This window comes from Arthrobacter sp. Z5-13 (genome assembly GCF_056499105.1).
In genome coordinates, this window is sequence record NZ_CP096460.1 from 3,422,163 (window position 1) to 3,435,630 (window position 13,468).

Below are 13,468 nucleotides of genomic sequence, written 5' to 3' on the forward strand. Positions count from 1 at the left end.
GCAAGTGGCGGCAAGTACTTGAAGATCGGCTCAGTTCAGCGTTGGTCTACCGTGATGCCCCGAGTGGATGCGTGACTTGTCAACCATCTGGCACATTTCGTGGTTCAGGGTTTTGTAAGGGCTCCGTCTCTGGGAATGGGAAAGAGGACGGTTTGCAAGGCGATGAGCGCCTGGTTTGTGGCGTTTGACATAGGCTCGTTTCCGGTCGTAGTAAGCCAGCGACGGCGGTGTGCAGGCCGCGAACGCGGAGAGGAACAAGGCACGTTTGATTTCTTGTTCCCCCGCCTGCTGGTGGGTTCGCCCCTGATCGATGTCTCGGAGCGCTTGGTGACGGGCGATGCCTGCCGAGTAGAAAGGCCAGATGGGCGGCTCTGGAGAAGTGCTTGCCGGCGACTTGGGCGAGGATGCGGTGCAGTTTCTGACGCCGATGCCGGCGATCGAGGTCACGACCTTGTGAAGAGTGTGGGCCTTCACGAGTGCTTCGACCCGGGCAACGATGTCATCACGCTGATGGCGCAGGGCCGACAGCTGTTCGGCCAGTTTCGGTAGCACGATACCGGCGGCGCTGTGCCCACGACTACAACGGTTTGTTCGCCCTCGCCGTGAAGATCGCTTCGGTGAGGCGTTCTGCTTTGGGGGGGGAGTGTGCTTCTTCGGCCATACTTTGACGTGTCTGCGGCCGATGGTCTTGAGCGCCGCGCGAGTCGGGTATCGCGTGAGCAGGTCGGCCATGGCTGGGTGGTCGAGGTGCAGGGCCAGGGTCGGCTCAAGGGCCGCTGGATCTGGGTCAGCAGCGAGCGGATCGGGTTGGAAATGGCGTTGATCTGGGTAGAGAGGTCGTCATCGAAGCCGCTGAGCACGCCGAGCTCGACCGGCGGCTCATCATTCAGGGCGATGGAGTGGAGGGTGTGCGGCATGGTGCGTGCTGGCTCTGCGATGGTCGCGGCATCACTGGCACCGCTTATCGAACCTCCCGCAGTAGCCCCACAACGTGGCTGGGATCCCTGTCGAGGACGAAACTATCGACATAGACAATGCCGTCGAGATCTGGATACTCCAGCTGCATATGGGTCGCAGCCTCAACGAGCCGCTTCGGCATGAATCCTTGTTCCGCTGACTCCAAGGGGTGCCGCAGGATTATGCCAAAACGGCCGTCCGCCTTCTTGTCCCAGATAGCACATGCAGCACTGACGTTGTCGACCGAAGTCATGGAGTACGCTGCGGCCCACCTCTGGATAGCGCCTTGATGTTGGGTGGCATCCACGATCAGTTGCTTCCCGTGCAGCACGTCAAGGAGGTCCTTTGCCAGGCGCCAGTCAAGAAGTGCGTGGTAAGCCATGTTGGAGTAGTCACGCAGACAGCGGTAACAGGAGGAAGTGCATTCGATTGCGTGGTCTCCTGCGAGCTCTGCCAGGTACAAATCGATCTTACTGAGGAACGCTGGCAGCACGTCTGGCTGCCCAAGATGGCTGCTGAATCCCGCACCGTTTTCGAGTGTGTCGGCCAGGAAGGCGAAGGTTGTCGGCTCATCTTCCTGCAGTCCCGTGAAAATCCCTGCGGTGAATTCCTGCGGCTGAATATCCAAGTGGGAAGCCGCTACAGTTCTCATCAAGAATCCCAACGAGTACCAAGCAGCTCGACGGCCCTGTATCGAATCGGTGGCACCAAACGGTTGCTTTAGTCCCGACGTCAAGTTCAGCCTCAAGCCTTCGGCCTCGATGGTGGAGTTCCGCGGTCCCAGGAAGAAGAAATCGGTGGGCTGGATCGTTCCCAGAGCGGAGATAATCGGCGTGGCGGAGGGGTCTGTGCGCAGCCTGCCGGAGCCGTCTAATGGAGATCCATCAATGGGAGACCCATCTGGAGCCGGGGCTAGATAGCCGCCCCAATAATCCGAGGATTTCATGAAAGTGAATGAATTGCCTGAATTGTCATTGATAACGTACTTGTGAGCCGGACCCGAGTACGCCGCCATGCTTTCCGTTTTACTTGAGGTGAGCGTGTCGAGATCCGTCATCGCCCTGGTTGACGTCGACCGGGGAGTCCAAGAAAAATTGCCGTCGAAGTCCCTAGCCTTCCCCGCCCGGTAGCCAAGTGGTTCTCGAAGGTCGATAGTGCCGAAGCTGCCGGAATCTGCCCCGCATCGGGGACAGGCCGTGTCCGTTGGCTCTGAACCCGTTGGCCTGTTCTCCACGTAGGCGCAATGCCGACAGAGATCGACTAGCCGCTGTTCACCGAGAGGGTGCTCTTCCGTAGCAACCGACGGGCCCGCCGGATAGTACGACGTGACACCGATGACGGGGTAGATACGTCCGTCTCGGACAAGTTCACTTCCTGGTGCAAATTGGCTGACCGCCATTGCCGAATCACGATCAATAACGTTATCCGGAGGCCAGGGGAAGGAAGAATTGGGCTTTTGCAGGTACAGGTTGCGAACCTTTGACGGAAACCCAAACATCGGCAATATTCCTTCTTCCGCCAAGCGCTGGCTGAGGTCTGAATGGCCAGGGATACCGCTTTCGGCAATCTCAGAGATACGGTCGAAGAGAGGGCAGAGAGAGTCAACCGCAGTTTCCGCTGTTGAGTTGGGCAAGTTGGACAAGATCGCCAAGCCATCTGCCACTTTTTTTACTGTTGCACTGTTGCCCTCTACCCATGCCAACAGGAGGGGTTTCACGGCAGACCAATCGGCAACTTGTCCGAATTGTCCGTGGGTGTTGCTCCCCAAACCCGAGATGTTGTCATCGATGGAGATGACGTCGGCCAAATCATTGAAGGCACGTCGTAGTACTTCGCTCCTAACCGAACGTATATATATTTCCGGGCGGCTGAGGGCCAGGTAGGGCTTGGGCGTTGGCTCATTGGTGATCAGCTCAGGGCGTCCGAAGTAGTACTCATCGTGACTGCGTCCTCTACAAACTGTCAGAGAAATTGCCATCGGAGTAGACCGGCGGCCGGCGCGTCCGACCCGCTGCTGGTAGTTGAACCGGGTCGGCGGCATGTTAGCCAGGACCACGGAATCCAGTGCCCCAATATCGACGCCCGCTTCCATTGTCGTGGTCACCGAAAGCAGTTCGATCCCGTCAGTTTTCTTGTTTTCTGATTGGTTTAGAAACACATCCTGGAACCGAGCCTGGCGGGACTGGGCGTCCAAACGGTCCGTCTGCCCGCTTAGTTCAGCCGTGTTCAGTCGGAACTGGCCCTTCCCATTAATGGCGTTGAAGCCGTAGTAGTCAGGGTCGGCCGCAGCCGTTACAGCGTCATTTGGAAGGTCCCGGCAGCAATAGGTACACACTCCACAGCCATAGATTAAATGCTGTCGGCGACAGTTTCCACAAATCCAGGCAGACTTGGTGGCACCTTGAATGGTGACGGCCCCCGGCTGAATGAGGAACTCGATCACTGCGGGCCCCCAAACCGTCGTCACGGTCGACTGAACTTCGTCCACATCCAGATTGTGCGTTTTCGCGACAGCAGCCCAGAACTTCTTCAACCGACGAGGAGCGGACAGAGACTTGTTCCTAAGCCCTGCGAATCGGCGCATGTCTGCAAGAACGCGCAGACTACCCTGCGCAATAGCTGTCGGCGATGAAGGCGAAGTCTCAATCTCAGGTTCCGCATCGATGCGTCCCAGCCAGCCCAGGCCCAGTGATTCGTAATCTCGGCCCGCACCGGAGAAGAGACCATCGACCACCTGTTCCTCCAGCGATTCATTGATTCCCCGTAATAGGTCTTCCTGAGTGGTTGAAAGGCCAGTTTTCGCATCCCCCGCAGGCTCCCATCGATATAAATGAGACCACGGGATCGGCGTCTTTTCGTTTGTTTGTTGCAAGGTCGCGCGGGGTCCCCCGGGATTCATACCGATGTCAAGAAGCCGACGGGCCACCATGGAGGAAAGAACAGACAGAGACGGACGACGTGTCAAGGCGAGCGATGCAGTGTCCTCACTGACGTCCGATTCACCATCCCAGACATCGCGCAGGGCCATGAATGCACTCAGATCTTTACTGCGGAGACGAGCAATTGCCTCTCGTGACTCGTCACTTCGGCGCCCATCCACAAAGTGCTCTCTAGCGAGTTCGACGTCGGCTTTGACCTGCCCAAGAGTCGAGATCTCCTGATGGAGGAGGAGCCTCAGAAGATCCTGGTAATGCCGCAGACTGATGCCAGAAGACAACTTGGCCGCATCCTGACGGCTGTCGGCGAAGACGATGGTCTTGCGGCTGGAGGGCCCGAGACTTTGGAGAAGCTCTGTGATCAATACTTGATTGATCTTTTCAAAGCCAGTACGCATCGCTCGAATGGGTGACCGCTGCCGCTTCTTATCTCCCGCTGCAACAGGACCATCCTTCGTATGTGTAATTTCCCAGTCGTCACTGCAGGTCGGACAGCGTGTCGGAAACGGCGAGAGCTCCTGGGGGTTTCTCCGCGAGGACGCAGCGTTCTGGCCACGCGCCTGCGCCAATAGCACGTGGAAAGTCCACCCCGTGAAGTCGTCGTCGGACGACGGGCGCAGTTCACCGGTTAGCGGCTGCAGGCGGGACCGTCGGAACGCATAGGTGACTTTGCCGCTGTCCTTGTTCCACTCTAGGTCGTCCAACTCCGGTCGACGCTTCTGCGGCCAGTACAAGAGATAATTGTCTGCCGTGCGCTCGAGTTTAGCTTGGTCCGGTAGGTGTTCGAGGTCGGACAAGTCGGCCAGCAGGGTATTTGCTTGCCCCGGTTTTTGCGTAGACCCAGACGGAACGTATCCCCCTAGGAAGACATCACCACAGTTTTGGCAGTAGAGAAGTTCCAGCACCCGCGAGCCGCACACGCACCTGCTTACCGGCTCGCTGTAGAGGCGGCCGATAGGACGCTCCGGACTCGCATCATTGCCAACGTGCGGGCATCGCGGGTCTGTGCATGCCCACATACCTGGAACATTGCGGAAGAAGAGATGGCTTCGCAGTAATGGCCACTTGGTGGCTCCCGCTTCGGACTCGGCGGCCATTTTGAGGAGGCGATGGACTGCGTTGCCTCGGGCGTCCTCCGGAAGGGCTGAGAACAGGTGTGTGCTGAGTTCCTTGATACGCCTTGCCTGAGGCCTGTCTGTTGCCGCGCCCTTTGTGTCGCGGAAGAAGGCGTTAGCCAACGCAGATGCTGCCGCTGCCTCATCCTGAGGCGTCGGCGTCTCATCCTCGCTCGCGAATGCTGTTCCAGACAGGTCAGATTCCGAGGTCTCCGGGCGTACGATCTGGCCGGGAAGGAAGTCGAAAGTCTCCCGAGGGACCGCGAAGAATTGCTCAACGTAGGCATCGTCTCGGCCCGCTTCAAGGGATGCTGAAGCCGCAATGACTTGGAGTTGGTCGCTTCGATCATCGAGTCCGAGTCTCATCTTGAGATTTCGGATGAGGAGCGCGACTTCTGTTCCGGCAGTCCCACGATACGTGTGCAGCTCGTCCACGACCAATGTGAATCTATGTTCAGGGTTTGCTTGGAGCCAGTCGCGTGTCGAGTCGAAATATTGACGGTCGCGATCGCGGAGGAGCAACACGTTGAGCATTGAATAGTTCGTGATCAAAATGTCCGGTACGGCGTCCGCCATGTCCCACCGGGACAGCATCTCTGCTCCACCCGGATGCGGCACAAAGTACCGGGATTCATCGTCGGGCAGCATTGCCTGGCTGCGCTCCTGAGTACCGTGCATGAAAGAGCGCAAGTTTTGCAAAGCCGTGCGGTTTCCCGGAGCCCCGGTGACTGGCGTCGCGCCGGTGTACCTGCCGAAGTAAAATCTGTGACCACGCCGATTCTCATCGAGCCATTGCCGCGCCGACGGGCTGTCGATGGCCTTGCGCAGACGGACCAGCTGATCGTCGACAAGGGCGTTCATAGGGTAGAGAACGATGGCGCGTACTGCCTTCGTTCGACCTGTCTCTGTCTGCCGCTGTGGGACGAACGGCCCATTTGCCGATCGCCACCACTCGACCGGGGCAGCACCGTTGCCACTCCACGATCGCGACTCGGCGAGAAGGTTGGCGAGCAGCGGCAATAGGAAAGCCTCAGTCTTTCCAGCCCCTGTGCCGGCCGTGACGACTACGTTTCGCTTTTCACGAGAGGCCGATATGAGGGCCGCCTCCTGATGTGTGTAAAGCTCGCGCCCCGAAGGTATCAGACCTCTTGCGGCAAAGTCCCCCAGCTCAGTCGGGGCATTAGCAAGTAGGGCAGATTCCTGAACCGAACGTCCAGTCGTCCGATATTCCGGCCTGAGTTCAATAAACGGTTCACGGTAGACGCCATTGTCCTGATCCAACAGGTGGCGGCGTTCAGCTTCTAGAGTGCGGTCGGCGAGGCCGAAAGGTGTGTCGTAGTACCGGAAATATGAATCCCGGAGATTCTTGAAGGTTTCGACTATGTCCACAGCCATGTTGCTGCCGCTCCCTCTACTGTGAATGGGATCATCAGGTTGTCCGAAGTTGTTGGTGCAATGACTTTGCCACTAGGTGGGCCACGGAGAGCGGAACGTTACGGTAGGTCCGCACACTCGTTCGTCTGGTCAGCGGGACCATACCACTGCACAACGTGAGAGCTCTGCGGTGAGGCGCAGGCAAAGGCAGGACCTCATCCACTAACAAGGTACCTACCGGTTCGCCGTCATCGTCCTTCACGCGGAACTCCAGAAGATCCGACCGCCGCATTCCATTGATCAGGCAGATACCTTCATCGTGGCTGGTGGCAGCCCAAGTATCCGCATCCAAAATCCAGTAATTGAATCGTCCGTTCGCTAGCTGTCTGTACAATCCATCCCGATGTGGGAAATCGACGTCGGTGAAGCCCTCCGAAGTCGTGAACATCTGCACGGGCGAGCCCAATCTGTTGGGGCCACTAGAAATCGTGGCTGCTCTAATGGGTGTGAGACTGCGGGCGACCGAAACGGCGGCGCAAGAAACGAAGGCTGCCTCAATTGCCTCGGCCATGTCGCGGAGCTCGCCTTCAGTGTCATATTCAAGAAGAAGGGTGGCTGGATCAGTGAAGTTATCATTTTCCATCGTCAAGGGCCGCAGAACGTGAAGAGCTAACTCGGAATCTACCTGCTCGTCGAATCCGACAGGTCGTTCCCCCAGAATGAGCGCGAATGCTGAGGAGCCAGGCAAATGGGTTAGTATCCGAGGACGAATTTGCCAGGTGTTCTTGCTCCACGACAGGTCGATGTGGCCAAGGTCTTCCAAACGTCGAAGGTACAGGCGGGCTCCTCGTATGTCCGAAACCCCGGACATAAGCGAGGCTGCAGTCCGGGTCGCGTCCGGTAATGTCCCGTATCGACGGGCGCTAAGCCAGTTAAGAAAAAGGTCACCGTCCATGGATACCCATCCCTATGAACTGTGCCAGATATTCACGCCATTGATGATCGGGACTTGTGATCGTCACCGGAGTGATGCGGCGCCAGAAATTCAGTGAAATTTGGTCGAGGGGACCAAACTCGCCTCGCTCGTCCCGCATACATTGCGGTTGAGACAATTGTCCGTTGCGCTCGGTGACGGCCCACGTGGCATCGTTGGGAACGGAGACCTTCCAGTTGAACGATGCCGGAAGGCCGCTTGGGAGAGGCGGTTCACGGTGCTGGCGGACGCGACCCCAGGACGTGATCAACCATATCGTCGCGTCCTTGCCCCGACGGCAGGCGATATAGGTCGGTCCAGAATCGTCAGACAAGGGATCGGTGAGGTCCTGTAAAGGTGAGTCCAAACTCGCTTCCAGAAAGGCGTCGGTGCCGGCTTTTTGGACGAAGAAATTCAGCGTGAGGCCATCCACTCTTACTTCATGCTTCCCCTCGCTCATTGGGCCTAGGTATCGAAGTGGTATCGCTGCGCCGTTCGCCTTCAGTGGAGGCTCTTGCTGCACACCATCTAGTTCCACATGCACGTACCGTTCAGAACCACCGGGCGGTATCAAGAGATCCGGCTCTCCGCCCTGCAGATAGTGACGTCCACCAACACTAGTCCTCAACGGAAGTCCGTTGACGAGCCGAGGCGACGGACCGACGTCGACTTTGAATACATGCGTATAACTATCCCCAGACGTGAATTTCGGTTCGGTCTGGTTTGATACGAACACGTCGGCGAACAGAACCCAGCCAGGGATCAGCTGATTCCGCAACCTGCGGTATCCGGGCTCAGTGCTCTGGTTCAGCAATTCGATAGTTGCCGCAGACTCGGACGCTCTGACCATCAACAGATGCTCGAGCCCGGGCTCCATCGAGTCCACCGACTGCCATTTGCCCGATTTAGGTTCGATGCCAAGAATCCAGGCATCTTGGACATCCTTGGTCAGCACAGCCCGTTTTCCAACCGCACGGAAGGGTCTGTCTATAAACCCAGCGACTTGGGCTAAGGCGCCTCCGCGCAGCTCATATGTGGAACCATAAGTTGGACGAGCAATTGATATAACCGGACCATTGTCCGGCGTCATTTCATCGGCTTCGAGGTCCTTGTGTAAGGGGATTACCCATCCAACAGTCCATTCCTCCAAATCGATACAGAGACGGAGCGAGAGGCGAATCCTGTTTCTGGCCTTAGAAATCGTTGACCGTTCTTCGGATGCGAGCTTCAGAAGCACATCTGTCAGTAGAGGATTGGATGAGTCCTGTTCCACAAGACGCAAGAACGCTTTGGAGAGGCCTCGAGGGCGGTCCAGCCAGTAACGAAGAAGCCGCAATATCTCATCCGATGACGGAGCGGATCGCCTGTCTAGGTGGATGCGTTCAAAGAAATCAGCCAGTCTCTCCCTGTCGGAGGTTTTCAACACAGTCTGAGAGAGTGGGTAACCGATCAGATTGAAAAATCGGTGGGTATTGATAGTGCTAGGTCCGAGCCTGTCCTGGTGATCGGCTATCCACGAATGCAGCTGTTGCCACATGTTGGCCACTTCGTCAAAGTGCTTTCGAACTCCCCTAACCCGCAAATCGTTTGGCTCGCATGACATTAGGTCCGCCAGCCGAGGATAGTACGCCGTCGAAGAAAACTCGCCGTCATTCCGCATCCTCGAGCCAGCAACCACCGTCAAAGCAAGCAACGGCAGACACGGGGGCGGATCCTGCTGTGGGCCTGTTATCCAAGAATCGATCCGGTGACGGATCCAGTCCAGTACACCTATTTTGTCCGTTTGCCTTAGCTCCGACATCACAGCTGAGCGAAGTGACTCCGTGGCGTCGGCGGCGTCAGGTAACATCCGGCTCAGTTCCTCGTCATCGAGGAACATTATGATAGGCGACTTCACGTGATTCGGCCGAAAGAATTCCTCCGACAATCTGGATTGCCACTCTTCGTAGCTGCTGTTGGTTCTCAAAGTGACCTTGTCCCCTGCATGTGGCAACTCTAGCTGGCACCCCTGACAATCTGGCGTCCGAAATGCATGCATCCGGGCAAGCAGGACATTAGACCTGGTCGTGTTGTTCACTTGAGACGACCAGTCAGAGATCAAATTCTTGGACGGAGCGACCGTGCAATAGGGTGAGGGCATGTTGCCCTTTGAGCTGGACAAGCCGTCCATCCCTGATGATCTTGAACTAGAAGCAGTCGCCGCGACGCTCCTAGCCATGGACCCCGATGGCGGCCGAATGGCCAAGGTGTTCCGCGCAACCTTTGACCAGCTCTATGACGGACAGCGAACCGGCCGGTACCGGTGGGATCAACTGTTCAAAACAGAGAAGACCCACTACGGGACTCTCATCGAGATCAATCTCCAGCGAGAATTTGAGTTCGATGACGGCATTATCCTCGATTACCGCATTGCTGGGTTCGAAGTTGATTGCAAGTACTCAGCCACCGCAGCGTGGATGTTGCCTCCAGAGAGCATTAATCACTTAGTGCTTGGATCCGTCGCCAACGATAAAACAGCCAGGTGGAGCATCGGTCTCGTCCGTGCCACTCCAGAAAACCGCAACGTGGGTATGAACCGGGACCAGAAGGGCAGCCTGAACGCCCTCGGGAAATCTCGTATCCGCTGGCTTTTCCGAGACCACCCCATGCAACCGAACATCTTGCTGCAGCTCCCTCAAAACGACGTCGACAAAATCTTCGCCCCAAGAAGCGGTCAAGCCAGGGTTAACGAGCTCTTCCGTGTAGCCACGAACTGGAGAATTTCTCGCAATATCATCGCGACCGTCGCGCAGCAGGACGATTTTATGAAACGGGTTCGCGAGAACGGTGGGGCACGCAGCGTGCTGCGATCAGAAGGCTACCTCATTCTTGGTGGTGATTATTCGGCGCAAACGGCCATTGCTCGGTCACTTGGTTGCACCGTGCCTGAACCGGGGGAGGTAGTCAGTGTCAGGGTTGGCCCCGTCGACTTCGCCGTGGCCAATTCAGTCGAGTTGGAAGGTCGATACTGGACAAGCATCGATGGAGAACAGCCGCACACAGGGCCGGCACCAAAAGTCCTGGCACAATGAGCGTTGATCTTCTGTCGCTGCCAAAGACAGACAGACTGGAGCTCTCGGAGCTGAACAGAAACGCCCCCGAGCCTTTAGAGTACAAAGTCTTCTCGACGATCCGTCAACCAGGATGGAAATCTGTGCCCACCTTGGCCGCAATCGGCCCTACAAGACCCTCAAGAGCTCACCAACGGCGCAAGGCCGCAGCTAGCTAGCCGCGCGCAGGTGGCGCTCTACTGACTCTTCGAATTGCTTGTTGACCGGAGCCTTGACGCCCAGCGCCGTGGCTATAGAAGTACCGATCGCCGCCGCGACAGGAGGTGGGAAGGCATTACCAATTTGCCGGTAGACCGACGTCTTCTTCCCCGAGAACTGCCAGTCCAACGGGAACCCCTGGACCCTGGCAACCATCTCGTTGGTCAAGCGAGGAACGTGATCCAGCGGAGTCTCCGGCCCTGGGACTTCGTTGGCGATGCCTTTGCCGTCGACGCCTAATTGGAGCCATGCCGCCTTAGCTCGCGTCGGGCCAAGATCAGCGCCGCCGTGCTTCTTAGATCCGCCGACAACAGTCGGAGCTACACCGTTGGCCCTGGAGGCCCAAGCCTCAGCGCCGGCCCAACCACCGCTCTTCATCAAGGGAAGCAGAACTTTTCCTACCGTTGGTGGCGTGCCGTGTGCAGCGGGCCACTCAAACTTCTTGTTGAATCGCTTTTTTACTGCGACAAGAATGAACCTAGGTCGCAGTTGAGGAACGCCGAACTCGCTGGAGTAGAACAGCTGCCAGTCCGCTTCGTACCCAAGGTTGCCGAGCGCATCGAGGATTGATTGCCTATAGGTGGAGAATCGTGCCGAGGCCAGCCCTCTAACATTTTCCAGCATCACGGCCGATGGCTTAGCTTCTTCCACCAGCCGCAGGGCTTCAGGAAAGAGGTCCCGCTCATCGTCAGCGCCCAGCTGTTTGCCGGCGATACTAAACGGCGGGCAGGGCACTCCCCCAGCGAGCAAATCTATGCCCTTATAATCCTTGCCGCTAACCTCACGGACGTCGCCATGGTGAACTCTCCACGAAGGGCGGTTGAGCGTAAGCGTGGCCGCCGCATCTTTATCAATTTCGACGGCCAAAGAGTGCCCAAATCCGGCTTGCTCCAAGCCAACTGACTGTCCCCCAGCTCCGGCGCAGATTTCGAGCACAGCAAGTTTGGAGGTAGTCATGTTTTTCATCATCTCATTTCGACGGGTCTGGTCTTGGCTCTTGGAGTTAGTGTGTCTCATGATGCCAGCAGCCTCTGACATTCACGTGGAGTCGATACAACCGCCGCGCCTTCCATCAAGATGGGCAAATTCTTTGTCTCCACGTTTGAAGCGATTGCCATTTATTACCGGGCAAGCGTCAACGCAGAACAGCCATCCATGGGCATCTAGCATCGTCAATCCTCTGTGAGAGGGTGCCGACTATGACAGATCTCGCAAGAAGCGCTGGCATTTCCTAGTCACTTGGAGTGGTGGGACCTTCAACCTTTACCCCGCCTCTGCCGCCCAGTTATTGACGAGTTCCACGACGAAACGACGAGGTCGGCACCGCCCTATTCGTCCCCGGAAGCTGTGGTGTTTGTAGCACCTGGGGAATCAGCTCGTGACTGTGCGGCCTAGCGGTAAGGTCCTACTCGGTTCAATGGTTTCCACTCGGTGAGGGCAGTTTAGAGGCACGATAAAATCAGCGCGGCCTGTCGTGACGCAATCTAGCCTGACGGTGCATACTTTCACCATGTGGGAGACGTTCTGGCCTGACACCCTTGTAGCCGTCATCGGATCAGTCCTGACTGTTGGTATTGCTTACGGCACTTTTCTGCTCCAACAACGGCGCACAGAAAAGCAAGTGCTGACCAATCTGTTTCACGATCTGCACCACAGACGCGCCCTTCGACCCATCACCGCCAGGCGGGCGCGCGGTGGTGCAGAGTCAGACGACTTCAAGCGCATCAGTGTCAGTATGCTGGAGGTGCGTGAGCAGATCCGTACAGCCAGGAACAGCCTTCCCCCTCGTTCCCATGCGAGCCCGATACTCTCCGGGATGCTCGTGGCGTGCAACCGCCATCTGAGCGAATCCGCCCGTGATCCTGATAACTACCAGATTGAGCTCATGGTGCTCCGGGCTTCCCTGCATTCCCGAGTCGTCGAAATATGCAAGAAGGTGCGTGGTTTGGAGGCCATGCCGCCAGGTGCGGCGATGAACTAAACCACACGAACAGTGGACAACCACCAGGGGAGCCGTCCCACCGTCCTCAGCCACCAGGGGACAGCTTTCTCCTTAAAGCCGTCTGCCGCGGATGCCTTCCAAAGCTGGGTGGCATCCATGGCAGAGCTTTTATCTGGGAGGCGTTGGCTACTTGTCGCAGCCGATACCGTCTCCGTCCCGGTCAAGATGTTTCCCATAGCCTGGAGTACCCGCGTAAATCGGTGCGGCTCCTGCTTCACGGGCCGCCGTGCAGTTGGCGTATTGGACGGCAGCCGGGGCCGGTGGAGCCACCGGAGCTTGAGGCGCCACGGGAGCCGGGGCCACCGGAGCCGGCGCTACCGGAGCCGGCGGCGCAACCGGAACCACCGGGGCGACTACCTCAGCAGGCACAACCGGTGCAGGAGTGGGCGTCGGCGTCGGAGTGGGATCCGTGAGGTGCTTGACGCCGAGTTTCACGGTAGACCCCTTCGCCACGGACGTTCCTTCCGTGGGGTCCTGGGACGTCACCTGCCAGTTCTTCTTTACAAGGATCGACTTGCCGTCGGCGGTATCCACAGCCTCGACCTTGAGCCCGAGATCTTTCAGTTGATCCGTGGCCTTGTCTAGCGTCAGGCTCATCACGCTTGGAACAGAGACAGCATCCTCAGCCGCTGCAACAGCGGTTGCAGCTCCTGCCGCCTGCTTGCCACTGCATCCAGTCAGCATTAGGCCCGCTAGCAAAACAAGGGCCAGCGCGGGTTTCACAGACGGCTGCCAACGACGCTCAGGGCGGGCTGGAGCAATTGAACTATTTATCATTTTTCCCCCTTGGAAAATTTGAAACT

Annotated in this window: 9 protein-coding genes; 2 read left to right on the forward strand and 7 right to left on the reverse strand. The window is 57.6% G+C overall.

The genetic code is table 11. The annotated features are described in order from the left end of the window. Nucleotides 1–30: 30 nt before the first annotated feature. The 5 genes from M1E02_RS15960 to M1E02_RS15980 all read right to left on the reverse strand — a co-directional run bounded on the left by M1E02_RS15960 (nucleotide 31) and on the right by M1E02_RS15980 (nucleotide 8,901). Nucleotides 31–552, reverse strand: a complete 522-nt coding sequence (locus M1E02_RS15960) for a hypothetical protein (protein WP_479378254.1) — start codon at nucleotides 550–552, stop codon at nucleotides 31–33. Further along, nucleotides 471–917 (reverse strand): hypothetical protein, encoded by a 447-nt coding sequence (locus tag M1E02_RS15965; RefSeq protein WP_479375192.1) that lies wholly within the window; start codon nucleotides 915–917, stop codon nucleotides 471–473. The genes M1E02_RS15960 and M1E02_RS15965 overlap by 82 nt, the downstream gene beginning before the upstream one ends. A gap of 44 nt (nucleotides 918–961) precedes the next feature. Then, entirely contained in the window at nucleotides 962–6,403 is a 5,442-nt protein-coding gene (locus M1E02_RS15970; RefSeq protein ID WP_479375193.1) for a DEAD/DEAH box helicase, read from the reverse strand. Between the two features lie 34 nt (nucleotides 6,404–6,437). Beyond that, a complete protein-coding gene (locus tag M1E02_RS15975; RefSeq protein WP_479375194.1) occupies nucleotides 6,438–7,205 on the reverse strand; it encodes a hypothetical protein in 768 nt (255 codons plus the stop codon). Between the two features lie 121 nt (nucleotides 7,206–7,326). Beyond that, entirely contained in the window at nucleotides 7,327–8,901 is a 1,575-nt protein-coding gene (locus M1E02_RS15980) for a hypothetical protein (protein WP_479375195.1), read from the reverse strand. Nucleotides 8,902–9,493: 592 nt separating this feature from the next. Here M1E02_RS15980 and M1E02_RS15985 point away from each other — a divergent pair. Then, a complete protein-coding gene (locus tag M1E02_RS15985; protein WP_479375196.1) occupies nucleotides 9,494–10,426 on the forward strand; it encodes a NaeI family type II restriction endonuclease in 933 nt (310 codons plus the stop codon). A 189-nt stretch (nucleotides 10,427–10,615) separates the two neighbouring features. Here the strand turns inward: M1E02_RS15985 and M1E02_RS15990 are convergent, their stop codons facing one another. Beyond that, nucleotides 10,616–11,620 carry a DNA cytosine methyltransferase gene (locus M1E02_RS15990; RefSeq protein ID WP_479375197.1) on the reverse strand — a complete coding sequence of 335 codons (1,005 nt, stop codon included), beginning with the start codon at nucleotides 11,618–11,620 and terminating at the stop codon, nucleotides 10,616–10,618. Nucleotides 11,621–12,173: 553 nt separating this feature from the next. On the opposite strand from M1E02_RS15990, the gene M1E02_RS15995 reads away from it, so the two are divergent. After that, nucleotides 12,174–12,644 (forward strand): hypothetical protein, encoded by a 471-nt coding sequence (locus M1E02_RS15995; protein ID WP_479375198.1) that lies wholly within the window; start codon nucleotides 12,174–12,176, stop codon nucleotides 12,642–12,644. Nucleotides 12,645–12,791: 147 nt separating this feature from the next. Here the strand turns inward: M1E02_RS15995 and M1E02_RS16000 are convergent, their stop codons facing one another. After that, nucleotides 12,792–13,442 carry an excalibur calcium-binding domain-containing protein gene (locus tag M1E02_RS16000; RefSeq protein WP_479375199.1) on the reverse strand — a complete coding sequence of 217 codons (651 nt, stop codon included), beginning with the start codon at nucleotides 13,440–13,442 and terminating at the stop codon, nucleotides 12,792–12,794. Nucleotides 13,443–13,468: the final 26 nt, after the last annotated feature.

Coding starts and splice junctions, on each gene's coding strand:
- M1E02_RS15965 (WP_479375192.1), bottom strand. CDS start 917: ATGCCGCACACCCTCCACTCCATCGCCCTGAATGATGAGCCGCCGGTC.
- M1E02_RS15970 (WP_479375193.1), bottom strand. CDS start 6,403: ATGGCTGTGGACATAGTCGAAACCTTCAAGAATCTCCGGGATTCATAT.
- M1E02_RS15985 (WP_479375196.1), top strand. CDS start 9,494: ATGTTGCCCTTTGAGCTGGACAAGCCGTCCATCCCTGATGATCTTGAA.
- M1E02_RS15990 (WP_479375197.1), bottom strand. CDS start 11,620: ATGACTACCTCCAAACTTGCTGTGCTCGAAATCTGCGCCGGAGCTGGG.
- M1E02_RS15995 (WP_479375198.1), top strand. CDS start 12,174: ATGTGGGAGACGTTCTGGCCTGACACCCTTGTAGCCGTCATCGGATCA.
- M1E02_RS16000 (WP_479375199.1), bottom strand. CDS start 13,442: ATGATAAATAGTTCAATTGCTCCAGCCCGCCCTGAGCGTCGTTGGCAG.